Origin of the sequence: Cytobacillus oceanisediminis (assembly GCF_007830235.1) — a bacterium.
GTDB classification, from domain to species: domain Bacteria; phylum Bacillota; class Bacilli; order Bacillales; family Cytobacillaceae; genus Cytobacillus; species Cytobacillus oceanisediminis.
Genome location: NZ_VLKI01000019.1, coordinates 64102 through 87462 on the forward strand (window position 1 = coordinate 64102; position 23361 = coordinate 87462).

Sequence of the window (23361 nt, forward strand, 5' to 3'; positions counted from 1 at the left end):
TCCTACCATGATTCAATATATACAATGTTACCATTATAGCAAATCAAAAAATAAGGTACTTCTGCAAAATAAGGAAAAACTTCAATAGAACATCCGTTCTCATTATATCAGAAAAATTTTCCAATAGATAGATGATCAGTAAAATTAAAAAGAGCCTATTCCCTAGGCTCTTATATCCTTCCTATTAAAGAATCCTCCTGAAACAACCTTTAACTACGCGGAGTGTATTCCTCCACTTTGCTATTCGTTACCCTTTCCCGCTCTTTTAATTTTGGGAAATTAATAAGAATGGCGATTATACCACTGATTCCAATCAATAATGGATAAATTGAGTAAGACATAATGCTTACCGGCGAAATAGCTGCGAGACCCGAAGCAGCCAGCATCTGCCCACCATATGGGATCATTCCTTGTACAAAACAAGCGAAAACATCAAGAATACTAGCAGATTTACGAGGATCTATATCATACTGATCAGCAATATTTTTAGCCAGGGGTCCTGCAATGATGATTGAAATGGTGTTATTGGCTGTAGATACATTTGTAAGTGAGACCAGGGATGCAATTCCAAATTCGGCTCCCCTGCGAGAGTTTATTTTGCTTGTAACTAAGTGCAGCAAAAATTCGATTCCCCCGTTATAGCGAATGATTTCTACAACACCGCCAATTAGAATGGCTATGATAGCAAGAGTTTGCATTCCGGCCATCCCTTCTGCAATCATCTGCAAGAAGGAAACCAGCGTGTAGCTTCCGTCAGCAATTCCAATCAGGCCTGCCAGCAAGACGCCGCCGCTTAAAACAAGAATAACATTCATTCCTAACAAAGCTGCAGCAAGTACACCCAAATATGGAACCACTTTCAGCAAGCTGTAATCCTGGCTGGCTACTGCACTTTCCTGTCCAGCTGTTAAAAATCCAAGAATTATAGCTGTTGCTATGGCTGCAGGCAGTACAATTAAAAAATTCACACGAAACTTATCCGTCATTTTTGTCCCTTGGGTCCGTACTGCTGCAATGGTAGTATCAGAAATAAAGGAAAGATTATCACCAAACATGGCACCGCCAATAACAGCAGCCATCGCCAGAGCTACGGAAATATCGGTTTCAGCTGCCAGCGCAACACCAATTGGCGCAAGAGCAACAACTGTACCTGTTGAAGTGCCCATTGATAGAGAAATAAAACAGGCGATAATAAAAAGCCCAACCATAAGTAAATTGTGTGGCACAAAGGACAATGCCAAGTTAACTGTAGAATCGACCGCTCCCATTCCTTTGGCCGTTCCCGAAAATGCCCCTGCAAGTAAAAAGATAATAGCCATCAAAATAATATTGGGGTTTCCTGCCCCTTTTGTGAATATATCAACCTTTTCCATAAATGGCGTTTTCCTGTTCATGGAAAGGGCAATTCCCGCTGTTATTGCCACAGCCACAACAATCGGTACTTTATTAAAATCACCTGTTGCAAGGCCGCTTCCAATAAATATCAGAAGAAAAGCCAAAAGGGGCAATAAAGCCGACGGATTACCTTTTTCGTTTGTTTTCATACTTATCCTCTCTCCTTAGTTGGTTTTATTAACAGAATAAAAAGACCTCTTCAAACAAGAAGAGATCTTTGACATATCAACAGTCCCCTTCTTATCTGCCAAGCATAATGCTTGCTGGATTTGGCACAGCGCTCACGTGAGCCCGCTGCCGAGACATCTTAGGGCCAGTCCCTCCGTCTCTCTTGATAAGTTAAAAGTTATGAAGTTATCATTTATTAACTCTGTTTGAAAATTATACAGGAAAATGATTAAAGTTCAAGTTTTTTTATATAAAAATTCGCTGTCGGTTCTTAGCAATACAAAAAAATTAATAATTTTTCCTGATTAATGAAATACTAAGGAAAAAAGGAGTGAAATGATGTTCGATCGAAAGGTTATTCGTTTTTTGGTTGGAAGCACAATCTTATCAAGTTTATTCAGTATCGGGATTGTGATCTTGACCATTCTGCATCATTTACGGATTCAGGAATTAATACTTGATACGAGAAGAAGCCTGCAAAACTCCAACTTGGAATAATGAAAAAGCCGCTAATAGGTAGCGGCTTTTTTAATTCCCAGACACTTAGCCTTGTGTATTAGATTCCAATATCAGTGCAGGTCCTGGGAATGAGGCTGGGGATGTCCTTCTTTGATTTCCTCGAAAATATTATTAGACTGTTGTGGCGCTGGCTGTACCGGAGTCTGTAATATCACCCCGCCCATCAGTCTTTTAAACTCACCTCTTGTTAAAGGCTTTGCATCATCTATTAATTCATATCCAAGCTGGCCATTCGGTTCGAGTGTTGCCACTTTCACATCAGAAACCTTTGTAATTCCGTTGGTTCTAAGCCTCATTTCTAATTGATCAGCAGTAAAGCGGAGTTTTCTCATATTTGCGGGCTGAAGCTTCCCGTTTTCAATTACAATTTTCGATTTTCCGGTTAAAAATTTTTCAATAAAATTAAACTTTACCTGCAAATACTCCATCAAAATTAAAGATCCAATAAAAATGGCACTAGCCACAATCGTTTTCCATACACTTGTCTCAATAATTGGCTGAATAATGATAGAACCAATTGAAATCATAACAACTGTTTGGGCAAGCGTCATTTGTGAAATAGATTTTCTTCCAGCCACACGCAGCAGGAGAACCCCTGCAAAAACTAAAAGTAATGATTGCCAGGCAAAATTCATCCTGTTAATCCACCTTCCTTTTTCTTTTAGGATGTGGTATAAAACGGACTAATATGCAATCTTTGCAAAATAAAACAGCCTGGCCAAAATGGCCAGGCTGTCTCTGTATGGGTCTGTCGATTATAGTTTAGTTACGTTAGCTGCTTGAGGTCCGCGAGCGCCTTCAACAACTTCGAAAGAAACTTCTTGGCCTTCTTCTAAAGATTTGAAACCTTCAGATTGGATAGCAGAGTAATGTACGAATACGTCGTTTCCGTCTTCACCTTCGATGAATCCGAAACCTTTTTCAGCATTGAACCATTTTACTTTACCGTTTTTCATGAAAAAAATCCTCCTATTGGCTTCAAAAAAGCCATGTGTAAATTCACCATATACACGCTTATAACTTTACGTCCATTACTCATCCAGACCATATCCTTACGGTTGAAAAAGCAGCTAGCAAAATATAACACGATGCATAACGGCTGATTTAAATTTAGCATTATTAGATAGGAATGTCAACTAATTGCCATGCGGTTGAAAGCACTTTCACCCAGTCTCACGGCTTGTGTGCAAACGTGGATCTGAATAGCAAAAGGTCAAGTTAACCTTCTTGCTTAAACTCTATGATAGATTCTTGTGGGAACGAGCGGCAAAGCTTGGGATTTGTTCTCATTATTCTGGTAAGGAATCTTTAAGCCTCAATTAAAAAATAAATGCTAAAAACGGACAGGCAAACAAACCCCTTGATAGACCCATTCATATAATACAGTGATAATACTTAGGAGGTGATTCACATGAACCTTTTAGATTTTTTGAGCCAAAATTATTATATGCTGGTGCCGGCTTTATGGGTGATCGGGTATGCACTGAAGCAAACCCCATCCGTGCCTGATTGGTCCATACTATGGATCCTTGTCATTATCTCAGTTACTGTTGGCAGTATCGCATATGGATTTTCAATAAATGGACTCATTAATGGAATCATTGCGGCAGGGGTAGCAGTTCTTGGTCATCAAATGATGAAGCAGACAATAGAAGGTGCTTCTGTTAGAAAGAAGAAATAATGTTCTTAGGTGTCCTCGATTGAGGACTTTTTTTGTGCAAAGAACTCATCGTTTTTTATATGAACATTTGCTAAAACTAGATAAAAAGAAGTTCAACCCATTTGGGATTGAACTTCTTTTACTATTATCTATATTATTTTAAACCTGATAAGACATTTTCAATATTTTCTTCAGTCATTTCCTGTGCTTTTGAGAAGCTAAACACATGATTTGATGACCAGTAATCGTAAAGCCTCGCAAGATCATTTCGATCATATACTTTATTTGCAAAAGTGCTGAAAAAATAAACGAGCAGGACATTAACGACATTTGGCGGCAGCTGCTTTCTATTTGCCAGAGTCCCCAGTGCGATTTTTTCCAGCCCTCTAATATTGCCGTCTGTTAAATGCTCTACCATTTCAAGTGGGGATGCAGTTTCACAAAATTGCACAAAATCAGGGTTTTTTAATAGATTTATCATAGGTCTCTCCCCTTTACTATCTTTTATTTATACACATTCGGAAGAGATCTATAAACCCTTTTAGGTATCTTGTATCGAAAATGATATAAATAGCTGTTATTTGTTATATAAATGTTACTTGATTTTTTATGAAATCTCCTGCGATTAACCCCGGTGGAACCCTCCCTCGGAATGAATAACCTATCCTGTTATCCACTTGGCATCCTCACTTGCAAGAAATGCTGCCAGATTAGCAACATCTTCAGGCTGGCCAATTCGTCCCATTGGAAACTTCGGCAAAAGGTGGTTTCTTATCTCTTCATTCATCCAGGCAGAATCAGTTGGACCCGGATTAATTGCATTAACCGTAATCCCCAAATGAGCAACTTCGACAGATAAAGAACGGGTAATGCCGAAATAGCTGCTTTTAATAAAACCCTTCATTAAGAAGGGTTCCTGATCATTATTTTGTTTCACGATGCAAGGTATGTTTTTTTAGCCGCGGGCTGTATTTCATCAGTTCAATCCTGTCCGGATTGTTCCTTTTATTTTTTGTTGTTATATAATTACGGTCACCCGTTTCGGTGCATGCTAGTGTAATTTTTACTCTCATATTATTTCCTCCTTTTTTTATAAATGGAAAGCTGGAAGCGGGTCAGCCAGTGCACTCCAGTCTGTCCCCATCTCTGAGTATGTTAACAAGCATTTGTCAAGGCTTGATTCAACTTCTTCTTTATTCATATCTATTCCAATTAGAACAAGTTCTATCATTCGGTCTCCAAAATCCTCATCCCATTTTTCAAGCAATTCCGGTTCCTCTTTAAGAATTTCAAGCCTTTCTTCTTCCGGATAGGCTGCAATCCACTCGCCTGCTCCCTGCAATGTTATAGATGGGCCAGCTTGAGAAAGCAATCCTGCCATGTTATTCCGGGATGCCACCCATACGAAACCTTTTGCCCTCACAATATCTACAGGCCAATCCTCCAGCCAATGCATAAACCTTTCTGGATGAAACGGCCTCTTTCTTTTATAAACAAAAGAAGAGATGCCGAATTCCTCTGTCTCAGGAATGTGTTCTTCATTCAATTCCTTTATCCAACCTGCTCCCTGGCTCGCTTTCTCAAAATCGAAGCAGCCAGTATCAAGGATCTCTTTTAAATCTACTTCCGAATGCATGGATTCAATAATTCTTGCATCGGGATTTAGCTTGAGTAAAACTCCTTTGAGTTCAGACGCACTTTCTTCATCTACTAAATCTATTTTGTTTAATACCAACACGTTAGCAAACTCTATTTGGTCGATTAATAGATCAACTACTTCTCGCGTATCATTTTCATCCGTTCCCTGTTTTCGGTCTAAGAGGCTTTCACCTGAAGCAAAGTCATGCCAAAATCGATTTGCATCAACAACTGTGACCATGGTGTCCAGTCTGCATTTATCAGAGAGATTAATTCCATGTTCTTCATCAATATAAGTGAAAGTTTGGGCAACCGGAATAGGTTCTGAGATGCCTGATGATTCAATTAAGATGTAATCAATCTCCCCGTCTTTTACCAATCTTTCAACTTCAATCATTAAGTCTTCTCTCAGGGTACAGCAGATACAGCCGTTCTGGAGCTCGACCAGCTTTTCATCTGTTCTTGTAAAACCGCCCTTTTTTACCATGGAAGCGTCAATATTTACTTCACTCATATCGTTTACAATCACTGCAATTTTTTTATCTCCGCGATTATGTAAAACATGGTTCAATAATGTTGTCTTTCCTGAGCCTAAATAACCGCTCAGTACAGTAACAGGGATTTTTTTAGTCACTTTCCTACCTCTCCTTTTTTGAAAATAGTACACATTACAATTTAAACTCTATAAGCCATAAATAATTCTTTCTGCTGCTTGCCTGGCTCCCGCAATATTCCTTGCAATCGGACCAATTTCCAGCTCTGCCAGCGGCCCGGAAACATAAAGATGGGGACACCATTGAAGGCTCTTATTAACGATTGGATACCCACAATTAGCACATAATAAATTCTGCTCTTGTACAAGCGCATCAATTAGTTTCCCGCCTGGCCGTGATGGCTGAAACCCGGTTGCTAAAAGAATATGTTTCACATTGATTATTTGGTTCCCTACAATTATATTTAACTGTTGTCTTCCATCTAAGGAAACGGATTCTATGGTGCCATCCTCGACACTAATCTTGCCGTCATTCTCGAGCTTTTTTAGTTTCCGAAATAAATCCCCGGGCAAAGACCCTTTATGTCTAGCTTTTCTAATCATGTTCCGACGCATATCATAGTTTTTAAGCTTTTGATAAGGAGATTGTTTTTTGGGGCCTAACCAGCCAGGATCACTGTCGAAATCATGAACTCGATATGGATGCCGCTTAATCAGCGTTATTTCCCCTGGAAACAGCACCGATAATTTTATTGCCAAATGCGCAGCTGAAATCCCTCCCCCCACAATGGCGATTGGAGGTTCCAAAGAAGATAAGTCATTTAACTCCTCATCATAAATATGCAGGATGCTATTATTTGATTTCTCTTTTATTTGCTCAGCCCACTCTGGAATGTTTAATTGATCATTGACACTAATAGCAAAGACAATATTCAAGGCATTAAGTATCTCTTCCTTTTCCGTTTTCAATTCCCATAAACCATTTACCTTTTTAATAGAAATAACGCGGCCCTTATGCCATGATTTTTTTAGGCATGTCTCCTTCATAATAAAATCTGAGTGTTCATTGAACAAATCGAGAGAAGGACGTTTGTACCTGCCAAAAAAGCTTCCCGTTAGTTCTCCTTTTGTGCAGGCGTATTTCTGCAGACTAAAGGGATCTGTATCAATGTGATGGACAGATGGGGAACGAAGGTATTCCATTCCAATTAATTCAGTATTCTTTTTCCATCTGGCCATGGGTTCTTCGAAAGGGTCTACGATAAGCAAGTCTTCGCTGGCAGCCTTTCCTTTCTTTATCAAGCAGGAGGCAATTGTACATCCATGGATACCTCCGCCAATTACCACCCATTTATACAGAACACTCACTCCTTTTTCAAATCGTAATTATTACGATTTAAATCTTAATAGATATTTAAGCTGTTTGCAAGCCGTAATTTAAAAAATTATTTTCCCCGACATTTCTCCTATCCTCTCAAAATGTTCATATTCCCATTTACAATTTCATAGAATTAATATAAAGTTTAAAACGAAATCATTACGATTTTATTATCAGGAGGAAATCATGATTCGAATATTTCGCAGCCATATTATCGATATAACAGGCATTGTTTTATTGGCCATTCTAGTTTATCTAATATCTTTTAGTTCAGGCCTTGATCTTTCTTTAGAGATTCCCCCCTCTTTACTAAACCTTAATGTTATTTTTATAAGTATTCTAATTGAAGCACTCCCTTTTGTGCTGATTGGTGTTCTAATAGCCGGCTTTATCCAAATTTTTATTACAGAAGAACATATCCAGAGATGGATACCGAAAAATAGAGCCGCAGCTGTAGTCATGAGCTGCGTCGTGGGGGCTCTCTTTCCTGCCTGTGAATGTGGCATTGTTCCCATTATTCGCCGGCTCATTTCCAAAGGGGTACCTGTATATGCAGCGATAGGTTTTATGCTGACAGGACCGCTTATTAACCCCATTGTAATTGCTTCAACATACATGGCTTTTGGAAATGATCTTAAAATGGCTGGGCTTAGAATGGGTCTGGGGTTCTTGGTTGCCATTATCGTTGCTTTTGCAGTGAGCTTGAGATTTAAGTCCAATCAATTGAAGGATCCGATTCATTTAACCCATGGACACAGCACAAAACAGCGTTCTTTTATAGACCAGGTATGGTCTATGCTGACTCATTCCATTGATGAATTTTTTGATATGGCAAAATATTTGATAATGGGAGCTTTTTTAGCTTCAATTGTACAAGTCTATATGCCTGCCAAAGCATTCCTGCAAAGTGCCGATGATCCTGTTGCTTCTTTAATCATTATGATGGGCTTTGCGTATGTCTTATCTCTCTGTTCTGAAGCAGATGCTTTTATTGGAGCATCCTTCAGCAGTATTTTTCCAAGGTCCTCGATATTAGGCTTTCTTATTTTTGGACCAATGATTGATTTTAAGAATACAATCATGATGCTTAGTGTATTTCGACTAAAGTTCGTCCTTGGAGTATTAACACTCACTGCTTCGGTTGTATTTATCACATTGTTTATTTTTCAGAACGTTATTTAAGGGGGATTACTATGAAATTTCATTTTCAGCAGGCATTAAGGGCATTAATCCTATTGGCTTTTTGTGGACTGATTTTTCAGCTACACCATACAGGTGATATAACTAAATACATTAATCCCAAATACTCTGGATTAAGTCAATCAGCATCCATTCTTTTTTTAATCTTGTTTTTTATTCAAATTACAAGAATTTGGACTTCAAAAAAAGAAACCGAGATTCATGATCATCATCATAGCCATTCATGCTGTCACAACAATCATGATCATGATTGTTCCCATGATCATGATCATGGAGATTCTCCGTTTACAGTAAAAAAACTGTTATCTTACTCAATCATTGTTTTACCGTTAATGACAGGTTTTTTCTTGCCGGCTAAAACGCTCGATGCATCCATTGCTGATAAAAAAGGCGGACTAGCGATACTTGGGAATCAAAATAAAGAGGATGCCGGACAGGTAAATTTAGAAAATATAGACGAAAGTTCAGCAGATGATTTTGAAGAATACTCCCTTGAGGACAATTTAGAAGATTTCGAGGAACAAATTGAACAAGACCCTTCTGTTTATGAAGGTGAACAGGTGATTTCAAAAGGCGAATTTGAGCAATTAAAAAAGGAGCTAAATTCAAGCCCTGTTATAAAAATGGATGATTTCGTTTTTAGTTTGTACTACGAGGAAATCAGTAAAGATATCAATAAGTTTAAAGGCAGAGAAATTGAATTCCAGGGATTTGTTTATAAAGAAGAGGGATTAAATTCCAACCAGCTGGTCGTTTCAAGGTTTTTAATCACTCATTGCGTAGCGGATGCGAGTATGATTGGTTTTCTTTCAGAATTGGAGGATGCACCGAAACTTTATGATAATATGTGGATTAAAGTAACTGGGGTAATTGATGCCGCAACCTATAATGGAGCAGAACTTCCACTTATTAAAATAAAAAAATGGGAAGAAATTGAGGAGCCATTTATACCGTACCTCTACCCTATTAATATCAGGATACTATAAACTATAAGGGACTCTAAGCAAAGGCTGGAGTTTCGGTGGAGGTAGTTCCCAAATAGATGAAGAAGGAAAAAAGATAGCTGATATTGATTAGATTGTTGAACTAGAAATTGCTTTGCTTCAATAAGGAGCAAAGCATTTTTCTTTTTCGCTAACGGGGCAGTTGTTGTTTTGGAAAGCGATCTGAAATTTTATAAAGGAGATCTATTAAATGAGGGAATCAACTTTTATGAAGCTGCAAGAAGCATTATTAAAATCTTGGTCAATCATTCACTAAAGACAATCCGCTAAAGGCCAATGCGGTGTAGCAGCGTTAGTAGTTGCGGCCTTATAAGAAAGACCCCGTTATTTGAAGGATGGCATTTTTACAACGAAATCAATTGTGTACGTTATGATTATACTGTTTCACAGTTCAATGAAGATATCAGGTATATGGACATTCCGTCAAATAGAGAAGAGGCATTCTTGGATACAAATCAGAAACAGTATGATTTTCTCAAGCAAAGTGAAAAGATACATTTATAAGAGCGTTTTAAAAGAGACGCTCTTGAACAAACGGGGCAGGAAAGTTTAACTATAATAAGAATAATTAGATTTAGTTTGAGGAATTTTATAAAAAACATATTTAAAAGGAAGTTGATTTATATGGATAAAAAAAAGACTTTCGGTTTAGCGATGTTAATCGTTCCTTGGCTAACTGTTCCCTTCATGGGGAAAAAATCATTTTTTAGGTTTTTACCTGTAGCAAGTTTTGTTAATTTATTTTTAAGTGTGTTAGGTGTAATTGCGAATAAGAAAAAATGGTGGGTAAATAAAAGCCCTTTATCTCCTGGTTTTGTGGATTTTACATATATATTAGGTCCTTTTTTTGTAGCCACACTATGGGTATTTAAACTAACATACGGCAATTTTCTAAAATATTTAATTACAAATATGGTAATAGATGCTATTAATGCTTATCCTTTTGCTCAAATATGGGAAAAGGTAGGAGTTTTTAAATTTAAAAAGATGAATCATACTATATGGTATTTTATATGTGTGTCATTAGCAATTATTATTTATGGGTATCAGTATCTAGTGGAAAAATCGTTTAATAAAATTAAAGACGAGGTTTAAAAAAATACTTAGCGGAATACTTTTAAAATATATTTACTAAAAAAATAAAAATGTTTAGTTTGTGAAAATATATACTTAAAGTAAACGGGTGCTTTAGTTCAATAAAATAAATATTTTGGCTTTTAGTTAATTTCTATACCTTGTCTTATACAACCAGTGCATTGATTGACATATCTTGCTGTTAGAGGCTGCATTTTTTACTTGGGGGGTACGAGGATTTCCAGTAAAGTGTGTCAGTTAATCCAGCAGAAATTGTTTCATTCTAATTGACGGTCACAAATAGCTTCTATTAGCTGGTTTACCTCTTATTGTTAGTTTGTTCTATTTGATTTAATTTCTTTTTAATATATCTATTAGAAATGACAAAAACAATAGCATTAAAACTAAACATCAACCAATAATCATTAAGAAATAAGAAAGCCAAGCACCAAAGACTAAAAATTCCATCTACCTTTAATCCCCCTCATTTAATGAAATTACCTTGTAGTATATTGTTTATTTCTATATATGATGCAGAATTTCCTTGGTAAACTAACCACAATTAATTTTAGTTAATATCCGAATAAATTGACGAGTTTTCTTATTACTATCTGGCTCTTTTCATAAAAGAAGACAATTTTCCTAATTTCAGAAATGCGCCGGATTGCGGAATAAGAATTGTAATTTTCCTCTTTAATTGAATATAGATAAGGATTATGTAGTAAACACCTAGAAAACACAGTCAATCTCGATTAAGTCCCATACTTCCATAATTGATTTTCCATCAAGTTTAACTTTTTGAAGTAAATCTTCAACATTTTGCCCCATGATTTCACTTGTAGAATCATAGAACTTCCAAAACATAAAATTCCCTGTTCTTCCCATACCTAAGTCTTCAAGAAACTCTTCATAACTGTAATCCATGTGTTTTGTACTCCTTATATCTATAATTGCCATAACACGCGTTCTTAGAACTAAAAATCTCTACCAAAAGTAATGAAACTAATTATAAAGGCGAGTAAGAAGAAACTTGCTCCTAACCAAGAATGATAGTATTCCTTCTCGTGTCGCCTAAACATCCATTCCTCTAACCCACGTAATAAATAAAGAATAAACAGGAAGACAAATGGTCCAAACACGGAGAAAACGGGGGGCTTAAAAAAGATAAGTACCAAAAAAGAAATTAATAGTACTATCTCAACCGTCAAAAAAATCTTATTCCGTCCCTTAAAAATTCTTAAAAAACCGCTTTTTCGATTTGTTTTAAGCTTTTTCCTTAAAAATAATTCAAATAATTAAATAACAACACCTAGTAGCAGCGTATAAATAAAACCCATGTTGTTGCTCCGTTCAAATAATCCATAATTAATTATAACCTGTTTATAGTATCTCATTTTGTTTTTATTCCTCGATGCTATTTAAAAAAGTGGAATTTTATTCAACTGCTTCCTCGATTAAATGGCCCTTAACATAAAGAAGAGCGCCATTCTTGCTGAAGAAAAGCGCCCGATTCTTGAATAAGCTCCTACATAATAACCTTGTACTGCGACATAAACTTTATAAGTTTCAAAGGTTATTGTTACTATTTGTTGAATTATAAATTTAAAAAGAAATCTAAAGGTGGAATGTTTATCTCCAATTGCTTGTAAGGTAAATAACGTTTTTATTCATGTTAGTGACCTGAAAAAATCTGACGAATGGTAAACTGATTTACTTGGATTACCCTTTAGTTAACTCTCCTCTTTACAATATCCCAGTCACTTCAGAAACGGGACTTACTTTAGATGACCACACGTTTGATCAAAGTTTTAAATTAAATCCTTCTGAAAAAGACACTTATTATCTAGATTAGAACTTGTTTTTTTAGGTAGAATAAAATAGAAAGTCAAAAGACAACGGGAATCCGCTGTCTTAATCCTATTCATTAAATCTCATTTCCCCTGGGATCACAACTTTATAAGAAAAATCGGTTTTATCTCCATTCACTTTAATAGCCTTTACTTTCATATTCATTGTACCCGCCGCATGAAGAAGATTCCCGGTAATTTTAAATACGCCCTCTTCTACTTTAAATGCATTGTAGGTGACCTTGTAGTTAGGGGGCATAGATAAAGTTACTTCGACTTTCTCAATGTCTTTATGATCGAAATCCATTGTTAGCACATTTAGTCCTGGCTTCAAAGGAGAAAAAGCCACATTAAGTTGTACATTCTCTTTTTCTAATGATTTTGGATATACACCTTGTTCAGCTGCACTTGGTGTAGATACAACTAATAACGATGCAAATATCAAAATAAATACTGCGTAAATGATTTCTACTTTTACTCGGCTTACGACCTTAGTTAATGCATTTGCTGTTAGATTTATGATTGTTTTTCTTTGAAAGAATCCAAGAATGAAAACCATTAATGTAGCACCAATCTTAAAAATGACCGCTTTCCCCCACTCGCTTTTTATGAAGCTTTCAATTGAAAAAGAAGGAACGTATCGAATAGTCATAAATATCCCAGTAAAAATGAGTACAATAAGACTAATGAGCGCCCATCTTGAAAACTTTGGCAGAGCATCTTTTAACCAATCTTTCATGTCATCTTTTTTAGGAATAATAATTAATTGAAATAACCCGCCAATCCAAATGGATGCAGCGAATAAGTGAAAGGTATTGACTGCAATTGTCAGATAACCGCCATAACGAGGATAAGTAGCATGCCCGGTTATAAATGATGTTAAGAACAGTGCAGTTCCATAAAAGGCAAACCTTACTTTTGCAAACAGTAAACCAATAGTTATTAAGATTATTTGCAATAATGGAATCCATACAAATTTTAATGATATGAATTCTATAATAGAGAGGCTTCCTATTTCCCTTTTTTGAATGGTCAGAATAATTGCCTCACCGATTATTACGAATAAAAGGAATACAAAAGTTAGCTTATTCCACTTTTTCAAATGATTGTGTTTGTATATAACAGAATTAAAGAAAGCGCCACCAAATAAAGTTGAAATTCCGAAAAATACTAGCCAATGCCCCAATTGTTTTAGTCCCATATTATTAAACCAAAAGGAATTTGTTGCTTCGCCAAGATTCACTTGTTGGATGGGTGTGAACTCATCAACAGCAAAATAAAAGACATCAAGTATGTCTGGCTTGCTTGTATCATCTCCGCTTGGACGCGCATACCAAGTGACCTGATAGGTTCCTTTTGATAGTTCTTCATTAAACTCAACAATTATATGGTTCGGATCTTTCGGATAAACATATGGCTCTTTTAGGCGTATGGATTGTTGACGATCATCAAACACCCCGATTGCAGTAATATCTACCGGTCGGCTAAACCATAGGTCAATTTTTTCTGGAGAACCATCTATGATCTCGCTGTCATCTGGTGAATATTTAAGAGCTCTTAATTTCTCTTTATTTTGCCCGTTTTCTTTATTAACCACTTCAAACTTTATTTCTTCTTGAAGAACATATCCATCTAATGCGACAACATTTATTTTTACAACATATTTTCCATCAGGTAAGTCTTTTGTTATGTTGCTTATAATATGAGTGTTATCATTTGGATCAACCACTGCGCCTTCTAATTCAATCGCATGTCCGAAACTATCCGCTAATTTTATAGACCCAGGATGTAAAACGACAGGATCCTGAACCAAAAGTTCGATGGTTGATGGGCTTTCGGTTAACTTTTCCCCTTCTATCGGATACGTTTGTTCCAAATTAGAATGAGCAAAACCAGATATTCCTGGAATCAAAAAATTAATAATAAAAGCAAACATTATCACATTTAACACCTTACGTACAAACTGCAAAAAACTTCCCCCTTAAAACCATCAACTTAATGTATCAATATTACCTTCTATAATCTCACTATTATTTGTTTTATTTTCCTTTTCTGCATCATTCATATTAGTAACAAAAGGTTGATAAGTATAAATAAAGCGACTAGTAACCATACCCACCATTTAGACACGATTCTTTTCATTTATATCAACACCCCTTCAATCTATTTAAAAACCAGTGACCCCCCGTAGGATTTACTAGCTAAAAATGATGTCAGTTTTGTCATCCAATCAAATAGCAAGAATATACCCATAAAAATCATGATATATCCTCCTGTATTAATAATGACTTGATTGTATTTCTTTATCCCAATTCATATTTCCATTAAAAAACGCCATGATAAAAAATGGGATTGAAAAACCTAAAAAGTACATAATCATATAAAACAATGCCTAATTGGGATTTGAAACAGCCAGGGCAATAACGGATGCTAATATTGGATCCGTACATGGTGTCCAGCCAGCAGCAAATCCTACCCCAATCACACTTGATCCTAAGGACCCGGAAGGACGATTTCGAAACGAAAACACCTTCTTATCTTTCATTAGAAAAGAGGGCTTAAATACACCAACAATCACAAGACCAAAGAAAATGATTACCAGTGCCCCAACTTGACGTATCAAATTATCATGATTAATAAAAAACGACCCGATAAGTGATGTCGAAAAGCCAATCACAATAAATATAACTGTAAACCTAAGTAAAAAGAAATCGGTATGTAAAAGCGCCCTTTTTTGATCAGCACTAGGAGGAATATACAACTCCTGTGGCAGAACCGTTCCAACTGCTGAGGCAATGAGTGTTATTATGATAAGCCAAATACAGACTTTTACAGAAGAAAAGAAATTCCAAATTTGATCGACAATTGATTTTTTATAGGTTTCCGATCGCCTTGCTACGCCTTCTAGCGCATATCCAATAGTCCCTGCTTTTTTGTATTTTCAAATGGTTTTCCGCACGATTCACAAATTTCTGTACCTACTGGGTTGTTATAACCGCATTCACATTTTAAAATATCCACTTTATTCACCTTTCTAACACCACGAGTCAATTACCCTGTCAAACTATAAATGAAAAATTTGAAGAAAATATGGAGATTTTTTTCTAATAAGTAAGGACAACAAAAAAACCAACTCCCAATATATTGGTATGTTGGCTTAGTTCTATCTTCTTCTTTTTTACATTTCTTTTAGATCTTCTGCGGTTAAGTCAAACTTAACGGCTAATGTTGCCGCATAAAACAAATTTCCGGCATTTTCTCCTAACCAAGTGACCCCCTAATATTTTAATGTTTTAGCATCTGCCACTAATTTAAACAACCTGTGGTTTCCAAATTTACAATTGCTCTTGGAACAGCTTCTAAAGGCAATACAGATGTTTTTACTTCATAGCCCTTTTCTTTGACTTGTTCTTCTGTTAAACCAACGGTTGCAATTGAAGGGTTAGTAAAAAAACACCCGGTACAACCGATAAATCTAGTTTTTAATTTAATCCAACTATTCCCTTATCAGTGACAATTCCACTTTAATAAACTACTACATATTTTTCGAATTGAAGACAGAATTCATAAAAAAAGACAACCGGTATCCGGCTGCCTATATTATGATGTGATCTTTTGGTTCGTGTCGCTAGTTTTAGAAATTGAGATAACATTTGATTTATTGTTTTTAATGATTTCATATCTTCCATTAATTTCGTATTTTGCTCTTGTAAAATTTGCACTTGCATGTGCAAGGACTTTATGTCATCAGATGAATTACTTGTTTTTTTGGTACAATCTTTTTTGCCACCTGAAAACATCCCCTTCATACAGAACAACATCATTAAAGGACATAGTAAGTATAGTAACCGTTCCATCAATCAGTGCTCTTTATTAAAACAAAGACCTTCAAAAAGAAGGTCTTTGACATCTTGCCCCGAGTTCTATTCATCTTCATTGTATGATTCCATGAATTTGCCGCATGACTTCATCATCTTTTGCCCTTCTGGAGAATTCATTGCTTCCATCATCTTCATCATGCCGTTATCATTCATCATATTCATCATAGTGTCTGGCTTTTCTGCATACGTAAACTGACCAACGACCAATAATGCTGCAAGTGCAAAAGATGAAACAAACGCAATTTTCTTTTTCATCACTTATCACTCCTTTTTGTTATTAAAACCATTATAGACCTTGAGTTTGAAGAAAATATGGAGAAACAACTAATTCTTAAAAGGAACCACGGCTTTTCTTCGATAATAAATGACTAACAAACTACAAATAACCAACACAACGGAAATAAATTGTGCCATTCTTAACGTCTCCGTTAACATCAAACTGTCAGTTCGCATCCCTTCAACAAAGAAACGTCCAATAGAGTACCAAATAATATAAGACAAGAACAGCTCACCTTGACGTAGTTGGATTCTTCTTAATAAAATGAGAATAATAAACCCAGCTAAATTCCAAATTGATTCATACAAAAAAGTCGGTTGATAATATTGCCCATTTATAAACATCTGATCAATAATGAAATCAGGCAACTGTAAATTCTCAAGAACTGCTCTTGTAACAGGTCCCCCGTAAGCTTCTTGGTTCATAAAGTTTCCCCATCGCCCGATTGCTTGCCCTAAAATAATACTAGGTGCTGCAATGTCAGCTAATTTCCAAAATGAAACGCCTCTTTTTTTAGCAAAGATAATAGCAGTAATGGTTGCACCAATCAGTGCTCCATGAATCGCAATCCCGCCTTCCCAAATCGCAACTATCTCACCTGGATTTTTCGAATAATACTCCCATTTAAAGATGACATAATAGATCCTTGCACTAATTAGAGCAATGGGTAGTGCCCACAGTAGTAAATCCGCAAAAATATCTTTATTTAAGCCTAACCGCTTGGCTTCTTTTGTTGCGAAATAGTATCCCAGAATAACTCCTAAACCTATGATGATTCCGTACCAGTAGACAGTTAAAGGTCCGATTTCAAATGCAATTCGATCAATTGGTTGAATGGTGTCCATCTGGTAAACAACCTCCTTTTTGTTTCTTTATTTGAGATCTTACACGATAAATATGGAGGAAGTATGGAGGAAGTATGGAAAGCTTCTACGGATTTTGCATTTTGAAGGACAAAGTGTTCGATTTAAATTTTAGGCGTTCTAACTATCGGATAGGGGTGAAAGCAAAATGGCAAACCGAAATGAAGAGTATAAAACAGGCGAACGAGTTCAGAAGCAGGCGGATACACATGTGAATCGGGTCAGGCAGAGATTTCAAACAAGGTGATGAATTCGCTGCGTGTCCAGTATCAGGTGGAGAAACCACTTGGAGACGAAAAGATAACAAATAGTTTATCGTTAACTTGTTTAAAGCCATCTAAATCAAGAAAATAATGGGAATAGAAAAAGCTTAGATTAAAGTAGACCTATTCAACATAATGAATAGGTCTACACTTCATTAATCTTTTAAAAGTCGTTTTCTCTCTTCGAATTCTTCTGCATCAATTTCTCCCTGGGCAAAGCGCTCTTTTAAAATAGCAAGAGCATTATTGGCTTTGTTTTCAAATGGTTTCATAATTAGTAAAACAAAACCATAAATCGCAAACCCAAGGACGATGATATAAAATAACATATTCAACATCATACCTAATCCCATCATCTTCCTATCACTCCTTATTAATGTTCATTTGATTTATGGTTAATACCTTTACCTTTGTCTGCTAACTGACTCCAATTTCCGCCGGAATCTTCAGAGATATAGATATCTTTTTCAAACGTTGTAAATACCATTTGATTCTCATTTGCTGGATTGACCACGATGTAACCAACTGCATTTTCTCCGCTTAATGAAGGGATGGAAATCGCTGTTTGCTCTTTTGTTTCAAAATTAAACTTTGACAGTGTGATCTCATTAGAAACACTTCCTGCAAAGAGTTCACCTTTATCTGAAAATGATACTGCTGTAGTAGGTGTGTCAGAAATTTCTTCAAATGATTGACCGTAATCTGTTGATACAAAGATTCCTTCATTTGTTCCTAAAGCTACTATCTTTTCATCGTTAGGATGAACTGCTATTGACGATAACTTACCAGCTATCCCCTTCATCTCACTTTTTGTCCATGTTTTCGTATCATCTATGGAGTAATACAATCCTGTATCATCCATTCTTGAGTTCGCCTGTGGATTAAATACATAAATCGCATGTGAATTATACCCAACAGCCATCCCATGGAAATCAATTTCTTGATACAGGTCTAAAATTTCTAGGTTTTTGCCCATATCATTGGACTTGACTACACCAAACGGATTTTTTAAGGATGAACCAGGACCTGGGTGTCCACTGCTGTAAAATCCATCATTCACCATGGAGAATCCCATATAGTCATGTTTTTCTCCCTCAGCATTTCCCCACTTGCCTTTTTTAAAGACTTTCAAGCCAGCATGCGCAGGTACGTAAATTTCAGATCCATCGCTTGTAATACCTAAACCATGAATATGCATAAACTCAACATTTTCTTCTTTTTCTTCACCAGCCGCATCCCCACTTGATAATGAGAATATCCCCGTTACCATTAAAGCTAATAATGCTAGAGCTGAAACCCATTGACTAACTTTCAACCATTTTTGTAGCTTGTCCCTTTTGATCCGCCCTTCTTGTTTCTTAACATTAACAGCCTTTAATCGATTTCTGATGGAAAATAATAAAATGATTCCAACAACCAATAAAATGGCTGAACTAACTAGACCATAGTTTAAAAATGTATTTGCAGCAATCTCTTGCTGGTGTTCCTCCTCAGACCCATGTGCAAATGCAGAAACTGGAATTGTAAAAAGTGTTAAGACCAAGAATGTAAATAAAGCTTTTAAATTCATTGTATTATCTCCTCTTTTTAATCAATAATAGATAGGATACCCCGGCTAAAAGAATCGGAACTCCCATCCATAAACAAATTTGAACAAACGTTTTTATATAAACACTTAGATCCTGCTGAAACATCATAGACCCAGACATTGTTAAACAGACAAGACCTAGCACGATTAATAAAATGGACATTAAAACTTCCATCTTTTTCACTGAGCATCCCCCTTAGAAATTGGGAATATAAGTTCAAAACACGTTCCTTTCCCAACGTCACTTTTCACCGATATGGTGCCATTTTGAAGTTCGACAAGTTGTTTAACGATTGCTAAACCTAGTCCGGATCCCCCGAATTCTCTTGATCTGGATTTTTCAACCCGGTAAAACCGCTCAAATAAATACGGAACATCTTCATTAGGGATTCCAATCCCGGTATCTTCGACCGTTAATTTTACACGATCTGGATCACTGGTCAGTTTTATATTTATCGTACCTTTTTCTGTATACCGGATGGCATTTTCGATTAAATTAATAACGATTTGTTCCATCCTTAATCCATCTGCATAAATGGTTGGAAGATGATATACTTTGTTAAATTCCAGCTGTAATCTTTTTTCCTGAGCTTTGATTTTTGTTTTTAATAGTGCGTTTTCAACCACTTCAATCAAATCAATTTCTTCGAAATGTAAAGCTAACTTTCCTTCTTCCATTTTGGATAATTCAAATAAATCTTGAACTAACTTTGACATTCTGCCTGCTTCTTGTTGAATGATTTGTAGATACTGTCTTTTTTCATCTTCAGTTCGGTAAAGATTGTTTTCTAATGCATTCGCATAACCCTCTAAATACGTGATAGGTGTCCGCAATTCATGGGAAATGTTCGCGAAAAATTCTCGCCGATTTGAACGGTATCTGTGTAATTCAACAGCTAAATCATTAATGGCAGTGGCTAAAGAGCCGATTTCATCTTTTGTTGAGCTAGAAATTCTTGTGTTTAAATCACCTTTTGCAATTTTCCTTGTTGCTTTTTCCATTTCTAAAAGCGGATTTGATAACTTACGTGAAACAATGAATGTAAATCCAAAGGCTAAGAAAACAGCCCCTGTTCCTGCCAAAACCACTGATTTTTTTATTATTTCAAGCGATTGATACATATCCTCAACTGACGCCAAAACAAAAATCCCGCCAAGAAAACGTTCCTGTGAAATGATCGGTCTACCAACACTTAAGTAGCGCCTTTTGCTAATTTTATCGTAATATTCCTTCTGAACGAGTGCATCACTAACCAACAGGGATAAATCGTCTGCGTTGATTCTTTCTCCTTTTGGTAAGCTTGGGAGTCCGGAATTCGCAACAACTATTCCTTGTTCATTAACGATCACGATTTCTTGGTCGGTCATAGTTGCCAGCAACTCAAACATGTTAAGGATATCTTTTTCTTCGAGTGATGTGATCGAGCTTGCATAACGACTTGATAATTCGTTAATTTGCTCTTGCACTTTATTAAAATAAAATCCAGTAAAAATCTGATTCATAATAAAGCCAAGCGGAAGCAAAATGGCTAAAACAAGAAATAAAATACTCGTCCCTAATTTAACGACGATGCTATTCCACTTCATTGCGCTTCTTCAGGAGCCTGAAACTTATAACCCCTCCCCCAGACTGTTTTTATTGGATTAAATGATAGGTTATTTTTTCTAAACTTTTCTCTGACATTTTTGACATGTGAATCTACCGTGCGAATATCTAAAACGCCGTGAATGCCCCATATGTGATCAAGTAACATATCGCGTGTAAAGGTTATTCTTGGATTTAATACGAGAAGCTGAATAAGATCAAATTCTTTTGGTGTTACTTCTAAAAGATCATTCTTAATAAAGACTTGTCTTTGATTTTGATCAATTTTTAATTCGGAAATTTCAATTATCCCTTCTGATTGAGGGTTTGATTCAGATGATAGGGTTGAACGTCTGATAAGCGCTTTAGATCTTGCAAGCAACTCTTCTGGGTTAAAGGGCTTTACAAGATAATCGTCTGCTCCAACAGTAAACCCCTGAACTTTATCTTTTACATCTCCACGCGCAGTAAGCATAAGGATTGGCACTTGACTCGTTTCTCTTATCTTTTTGCATACTTGCCAACCATCCAAATCTGGCATCATCAAGTCTAATATCACCAAGTCCACCATTTCTTTTTTTAGAACGTCTAAAGCTTCTATTCCACTTCCCGCTTCTTTTATGTCAAAGCGGGAAGAGAGTTGAATGTTGAGTAATTGCCTCATGTTCCATTCATCATCAACAACGAGGATTTTTTCTTTTTTCATCACTGATTCACACCCCCTGATACGGATTTATCTGGAAAATCATCTTTTAACCTTTCTTTCCTTGCCCATTTAAAGAAAAGATAACCGATCATTGTTCCAAATACCAATTCTTGAATGACTTTCATAATGATTCCACCTGTTTGTTGGTCATCTATGGGTGGAAGGAGGTCCAGTAATTCTGGCGTACCAGCGTAAACAGTATAAAACGGCTCATTCGAAAAAATAATTAAGGCACAAGCAGGAGTAAGTAGAATTCCTGCCCCAAAAATATAGCCGATTTTTTGGACTTCTGACAGTCGATTTAATTCCTCAATCACTGGAATGAGCGGTATCCACATAAACAATGCTGTAACGGTTAAAGTTATATGGGCTAGGTTATGCAGAATATTATTTGATACTACCTCATTAAATATTTGGGGTATATGATAGAACGAAAACAGTACATTAAATAAAAGTAATGGAATCAAAGGTTTTTTTAGAAATCTGATGATTTTAACTTTTAATCCAAGCCGAAAAATTGGTTCAGCAAACCGGTTTGGTAAACTTAACAAAAGTAATGGAGGCAATACAATATAAATTAAAGATTGCTCCAACATATGAGCGCTAAATAAATAATGATCTCCAAGAACATGCAGAGGACTCCCTAATGCAAGATAGAATACAAGTAGCGCTAAAAAGAAATACGAAAATTTCTTTCTGAAATCTTGTTCCTTTTTAAATTGAAGAATGTACATTACTAAAACGAAAACCAGAACTCCTGCTAAAATAAGATTCCAATGACCAATTAAATCAATCACCGTGCTATGTTCAACTGTTCCATTGTGGGCAGAAACATGTGTTACTGGGTTAATAAAAAAATAAAAAATTAAAAGACCAACTAAAAGCCAAATCTGTTTCATAACACTTTACCTCTTTTACACTATTATCTTTAACATGTAAATTTGAAAAAAATAGGAAGAATTTTATATTGTCCAATAGGTAATTGTATCTAACACTCCTAAAATTACCATGATAACCCCAGCAACTCTTTGTACATAAAAGCCAATCTTTCTCCCTTTTTTCATCACCGTACCACTCCCTCCGTAAAACCAAATTAAAAACATGGCAATAAATAATGGAAGAGAAGTCCCAACTGCAAAAAGGCTAGGCAAAACTACCCCATATGAAGTTGATAGCACGACCGGCATTAATGTAATAAAAAATAGGACAAACATGGTTGGACAGAACCCCAAAGAAAAACTGATACCCATTAAAAATGAACCCAGGTTCCCTTTTTTAAAAAATTGCTTTGGTAGCTCAAATAGTGTTAGCGTCCAATTCATTTTGATCAATCCCATCATGAAAATCCCCACAATAACAAACATAGGACCAATGATTTTTCGAAACCATGGAAAATAAACAGTTAGCTCTCTTGGAAACTCTCTTCCCAAAAACCATACGAGAAGACCCAGACCCGTAAAAACAACAATTTTTCCTAACGTAAAGAAGAAGACATCCATCCATGCGAGTCCTTTTTGAAGCGATTTGTTTCCATAAAGAGTAATGGCACCAATATTTCCCGAAAACTGGCAGGGTGCCATAGCACCAACAACTCCAATAAGAAAAGCAAATAGAATGGGTATACTCTCAAAGCTACGTGCAAAATTTATTAAAGGTTGAGTCAACACATTACTAATCTGACTAAAAAACTCATACATCTTCTATCACCATTTCCTCAAATTCTTCCCTTTTATGATCTTATTAAAAAAGTTTGGAGAAAATATGGAGATAAAATGTTCAATATTGGGAAACATAACATGACCAAAATTTATAATTATTTGGG

The 23361-nt window shown here is 36.1% G+C and carries 25 protein-coding genes, 4 pseudogenes and 1 riboswitch; of the genes and pseudogenes, 6 read left to right on the forward strand and 23 right to left on the reverse strand.

All coding sequences use genetic code 11. The annotated features are described in order from the left end of the window. Positions 1 to 209: 209 nt before the first annotated feature. A complete protein-coding gene (locus tag IQ19_RS22215; RefSeq protein WP_144545195.1) occupies positions 210 to 1544 on the reverse strand; it encodes a Na+/H+ antiporter NhaC family protein in 1335 nt (444 codons plus the stop codon). Between the two features lie 88 nt (positions 1545 to 1632). After that, positions 1633 to 1736: riboswitch (SAM riboswitch) on the reverse strand. 163 nt (positions 1737 to 1899) lie between these two features. On the opposite strand from IQ19_RS22215, the gene IQ19_RS27855 reads away from it, so the two are divergent. Further along, positions 1900 to 2061 (forward strand): hypothetical protein, encoded by a 162-nt coding sequence (locus IQ19_RS27855; protein ID WP_158638883.1) that lies wholly within the window; start codon positions 1900 to 1902, stop codon positions 2059 to 2061. A 71-nt stretch (positions 2062 to 2132) separates the two neighbouring features. Here the strand turns inward: IQ19_RS27855 and IQ19_RS22220 are convergent, their stop codons facing one another. Together IQ19_RS22220 and IQ19_RS22225 are read right to left on the reverse strand one after the other, a co-directional pair. Next, positions 2133 to 2717 (reverse strand): DUF421 domain-containing protein, encoded by a 585-nt coding sequence (locus IQ19_RS22220; protein ID WP_144545197.1) that lies wholly within the window; start codon positions 2715 to 2717, stop codon positions 2133 to 2135. Between the two features lie 120 nt (positions 2718 to 2837). Next, complete coding sequence (locus tag IQ19_RS22225) at positions 2838 to 3038, reverse strand: cold-shock protein (protein ID WP_009334826.1); 201 nt, start codon at positions 3036 to 3038, stop codon at positions 2838 to 2840. 455 nt (positions 3039 to 3493) lie between these two features. On the opposite strand from IQ19_RS22225, the gene IQ19_RS22230 reads away from it, so the two are divergent. After that, the gene (locus IQ19_RS22230; protein ID WP_144545199.1) at positions 3494 to 3763 is read left to right on the forward strand and encodes a phage holin family protein; all 270 of its coding nucleotides are present in this window, start codon (positions 3494 to 3496) and stop codon (positions 3761 to 3763) included. 133 nt (positions 3764 to 3896) lie between these two features. On the opposite strand, the gene IQ19_RS22235 is transcribed toward IQ19_RS22230, so the two are convergent. The 5 genes from IQ19_RS22235 to IQ19_RS22255 form a co-directional block, all read right to left on the reverse strand. Then, positions 3897 to 4223 carry a hypothetical protein gene (locus IQ19_RS22235; RefSeq protein WP_144545201.1) on the reverse strand — a complete coding sequence of 109 codons (327 nt, stop codon included), beginning with the start codon at positions 4221 to 4223 and terminating at the stop codon, positions 3897 to 3899. 180 nt (positions 4224 to 4403) lie between these two features. After that, on the reverse strand, positions 4404 to 4646 hold the full coding sequence (locus IQ19_RS22240) for an SDR family oxidoreductase (protein WP_277875357.1): 243 nt from the start codon (positions 4644 to 4646) through the stop codon (positions 4404 to 4406). Positions 4647 to 4665: 19 nt separating this feature from the next. Next, the gene (gene rpmG, locus IQ19_RS22245; protein ID WP_095312352.1) at positions 4666 to 4815 is read right to left on the reverse strand and encodes a 50S ribosomal protein L33; all 150 of its coding nucleotides are present in this window, start codon (positions 4813 to 4815) and stop codon (positions 4666 to 4668) included. A 17-nt stretch (positions 4816 to 4832) separates the two neighbouring features. Beyond that, on the reverse strand, positions 4833 to 6014 hold the full coding sequence (locus IQ19_RS22250; RefSeq protein WP_144545204.1) for a GTP-binding protein: 1182 nt from the start codon (positions 6012 to 6014) through the stop codon (positions 4833 to 4835). Positions 6015 to 6062: 48 nt separating this feature from the next. Then, positions 6063 to 7241: an FAD/NAD(P)-binding protein gene (locus IQ19_RS22255; RefSeq protein WP_242021092.1), complete on the reverse strand. Its 1179-nt coding sequence runs from the start codon at positions 7239 to 7241 to the stop codon at positions 6063 to 6065. A gap of 196 nt (positions 7242 to 7437) precedes the next feature. Between IQ19_RS22255 and IQ19_RS22260 the strand changes: the two genes are divergently transcribed. The 4 genes and pseudogenes from IQ19_RS22260 to IQ19_RS22275 all read left to right on the forward strand — a co-directional run bounded on the left by IQ19_RS22260 (position 7438) and on the right by IQ19_RS22275 (position 10550). Further along, on the forward strand, positions 7438 to 8433 hold the full coding sequence (locus IQ19_RS22260) for a permease (protein WP_144545206.1): 996 nt from the start codon (positions 7438 to 7440) through the stop codon (positions 8431 to 8433). A gap of 11 nt (positions 8434 to 8444) precedes the next feature. Beyond that, positions 8445 to 9437, forward strand: coding sequence for a TIGR03943 family putative permease subunit (locus IQ19_RS22265; protein ID WP_144545208.1), 993 nt, complete (start codon positions 8445 to 8447; stop codon positions 9435 to 9437). 283 nt (positions 9438 to 9720) lie between these two features. Next, positions 9721 to 9959, forward strand: a pseudogene (locus tag IQ19_RS28700) (YunG family protein); the annotation flags it as partial. Between the two features lie 120 nt (positions 9960 to 10079). Continuing rightward, positions 10080 to 10550 (forward strand): hypothetical protein, encoded by a 471-nt coding sequence (locus tag IQ19_RS22275; RefSeq protein WP_242021093.1) that lies wholly within the window; start codon positions 10080 to 10082, stop codon positions 10548 to 10550. Positions 10551 to 11258: 708 nt separating this feature from the next. Here the strand turns inward: IQ19_RS22275 and IQ19_RS22280 are convergent. The 15 genes and pseudogenes from IQ19_RS22280 to IQ19_RS22355 form a co-directional block, all read right to left on the reverse strand. Continuing rightward, on the reverse strand, positions 11259 to 11453 hold the full coding sequence (locus IQ19_RS22280) for a hypothetical protein (protein WP_144545212.1): 195 nt from the start codon (positions 11451 to 11453) through the stop codon (positions 11259 to 11261). A gap of 50 nt (positions 11454 to 11503) precedes the next feature. Then, positions 11504 to 11809 (reverse strand): annotated as a pseudogene (locus IQ19_RS22285) (DUF4181 domain-containing protein); the annotation flags it as partial. 637 nt (positions 11810 to 12446) lie between these two features. Next, positions 12447 to 14345, reverse strand: a complete 1899-nt coding sequence (locus IQ19_RS22295; RefSeq protein WP_144545214.1) for a copper resistance protein CopC — start codon at positions 14343 to 14345, stop codon at positions 12447 to 12449. 423 nt (positions 14346 to 14768) lie between these two features. Next, the gene (locus IQ19_RS29440; protein ID WP_462936496.1) at positions 14769 to 14999 is read right to left on the reverse strand and encodes a cytochrome c biogenesis CcdA family protein; all 231 of its coding nucleotides are present in this window, start codon (positions 14997 to 14999) and stop codon (positions 14769 to 14771) included. Positions 15000 to 15122: 123 nt separating this feature from the next. Beyond that, positions 15123 to 15397: pseudogene (locus IQ19_RS29445) on the reverse strand (cytochrome C biogenesis protein); the annotation flags it as partial. A gap of 163 nt (positions 15398 to 15560) precedes the next feature. Next, positions 15561 to 15897, reverse strand: a pseudogene (locus IQ19_RS22305) (mercury(II) reductase); the annotation flags it as partial. A 402-nt stretch (positions 15898 to 16299) separates the two neighbouring features. Next, on the reverse strand, positions 16300 to 16512 hold the full coding sequence (locus IQ19_RS22315; RefSeq protein ID WP_144545219.1) for a hypothetical protein: 213 nt from the start codon (positions 16510 to 16512) through the stop codon (positions 16300 to 16302). Between the two features lie 69 nt (positions 16513 to 16581). Further along, positions 16582 to 17379: a prolipoprotein diacylglyceryl transferase gene (gene lgt / locus IQ19_RS22320; RefSeq protein WP_144545221.1), complete on the reverse strand. Its 798-nt coding sequence runs from the start codon at positions 17377 to 17379 to the stop codon at positions 16582 to 16584. Positions 17380 to 17815: 436 nt separating this feature from the next. Further along, positions 17816 to 18016: an SHOCT domain-containing protein gene (locus tag IQ19_RS22325; protein WP_144545223.1), complete on the reverse strand. Its 201-nt coding sequence runs from the start codon at positions 18014 to 18016 to the stop codon at positions 17816 to 17818. Positions 18017 to 18033: 17 nt separating this feature from the next. After that, on the reverse strand, positions 18034 to 19230 hold the full coding sequence (locus IQ19_RS22330; RefSeq protein WP_144545225.1) for a F510_1955 family glycosylhydrolase: 1197 nt from the start codon (positions 19228 to 19230) through the stop codon (positions 18034 to 18036). A 4-nt stretch (positions 19231 to 19234) separates the two neighbouring features. Beyond that, complete coding sequence (locus IQ19_RS22335; RefSeq protein WP_144545227.1) at positions 19235 to 19432, reverse strand: hypothetical protein; 198 nt, start codon at positions 19430 to 19432, stop codon at positions 19235 to 19237. Continuing rightward, entirely contained in the window at positions 19429 to 20835 is a 1407-nt protein-coding gene (locus tag IQ19_RS22340) for an ATP-binding protein (protein WP_144545229.1), read from the reverse strand. The genes IQ19_RS22335 and IQ19_RS22340 overlap by 4 nt, the downstream gene beginning before the upstream one ends. Continuing rightward, positions 20832 to 21539, reverse strand: coding sequence for a response regulator transcription factor (locus IQ19_RS22345; RefSeq protein WP_144545278.1), 708 nt, complete (start codon positions 21537 to 21539; stop codon positions 20832 to 20834). The genes IQ19_RS22340 and IQ19_RS22345 overlap by 4 nt, the downstream gene beginning before the upstream one ends. Continuing rightward, the gene (locus tag IQ19_RS22350; RefSeq protein WP_144545231.1) at positions 21539 to 22438 is read right to left on the reverse strand and encodes a cytochrome c oxidase assembly protein; all 900 of its coding nucleotides are present in this window, start codon (positions 22436 to 22438) and stop codon (positions 21539 to 21541) included. Before IQ19_RS22350 ends, IQ19_RS22345 begins: the two co-directional genes overlap by 1 nt. Positions 22439 to 22501: 63 nt before the next feature. Next, positions 22502 to 23236: an urease accessory protein UreH domain-containing protein gene (locus IQ19_RS22355; RefSeq protein ID WP_144545233.1), complete on the reverse strand. Its 735-nt coding sequence runs from the start codon at positions 23234 to 23236 to the stop codon at positions 22502 to 22504. Positions 23237 to 23361 lie beyond the last annotated feature (125 nt).

Bases quoted from the DNA above. Each gene is read 5' to 3' on its own strand.
- rpmG (WP_095312352.1), bottom strand. From the start codon at position 4,815: ATGAGAGTAAAAATTACACTAGCATGCACCGAAACGGGTGACCGTAAT.
- IQ19_RS22325 (WP_144545223.1), bottom strand. From the start codon at position 18,016: ATGATGGGATTAGGTATGATGTTGAATATGTTATTTTATATCATCGTC.
- IQ19_RS22340 (WP_144545229.1), bottom strand. From the start codon at position 20,835: ATGAAGTGGAATAGCATCGTCGTTAAATTAGGGACGAGTATTTTATTT.
- IQ19_RS22280 (WP_144545212.1), bottom strand. From the start codon at position 11,453: ATGGATTACAGTTATGAAGAGTTTCTTGAAGACTTAGGTATGGGAAGA.
- IQ19_RS22345 (WP_144545278.1), bottom strand. From the start codon at position 21,539: ATGAAAAAAGAAAAAATCCTCGTTGTTGATGATGAATGGAACATGAGG.
- IQ19_RS27855 (WP_158638883.1), top strand. From the start codon at position 1,900: ATGATGTTCGATCGAAAGGTTATTCGTTTTTTGGTTGGAAGCACAATC.
- IQ19_RS22265 (WP_144545208.1), top strand. From the start codon at position 8,445: ATGAAATTTCATTTTCAGCAGGCATTAAGGGCATTAATCCTATTGGCT.
- IQ19_RS22315 (WP_144545219.1), bottom strand. From the start codon at position 16,512: ATGAAAAAGAAAATTGCGTTTGTTTCATCTTTTGCACTTGCAGCATTA.
- IQ19_RS22350 (WP_144545231.1), bottom strand. From the start codon at position 22,438: ATGAAACAGATTTGGCTTTTAGTTGGTCTTTTAATTTTTTATTTTTTT.
- IQ19_RS22355 (WP_144545233.1), bottom strand. From the start codon at position 23,236: ATGTATGAGTTTTTTAGTCAGATTAGTAATGTGTTGACTCAACCTTTA.
- IQ19_RS22215 (WP_144545195.1), bottom strand. From the start codon at position 1,544: ATGAAAACAAACGAAAAAGGTAATCCGTCGGCTTTATTGCCCCTTTTG.
- IQ19_RS22240 (WP_277875357.1), bottom strand. From the start codon at position 4,646: ATGAAGGGTTTTATTAAAAGCAGCTATTTCGGCATTACCCGTTCTTTA.
- IQ19_RS22275 (WP_242021093.1), top strand. From the start codon at position 10,080: ATGGATAAAAAAAAGACTTTCGGTTTAGCGATGTTAATCGTTCCTTGG.
- lgt (WP_144545221.1), bottom strand. From the start codon at position 17,379: ATGGACACCATTCAACCAATTGATCGAATTGCATTTGAAATCGGACCT.
- IQ19_RS22220 (WP_144545197.1), bottom strand. From the start codon at position 2,717: ATGAATTTTGCCTGGCAATCATTACTTTTAGTTTTTGCAGGGGTTCTC.
- IQ19_RS22230 (WP_144545199.1), top strand. From the start codon at position 3,494: ATGAACCTTTTAGATTTTTTGAGCCAAAATTATTATATGCTGGTGCCG.
- IQ19_RS22260 (WP_144545206.1), top strand. From the start codon at position 7,438: ATGATTCGAATATTTCGCAGCCATATTATCGATATAACAGGCATTGTT.
- IQ19_RS22330 (WP_144545225.1), bottom strand. From the start codon at position 19,230: ATGAATTTAAAAGCTTTATTTACATTCTTGGTCTTAACACTTTTTACA.
- IQ19_RS22235 (WP_144545201.1), bottom strand. From the start codon at position 4,223: ATGATAAATCTATTAAAAAACCCTGATTTTGTGCAATTTTGTGAAACT.
- IQ19_RS22225 (WP_009334826.1), bottom strand. From the start codon at position 3,038: ATGAAAAACGGTAAAGTAAAATGGTTCAATGCTGAAAAAGGTTTCGGA.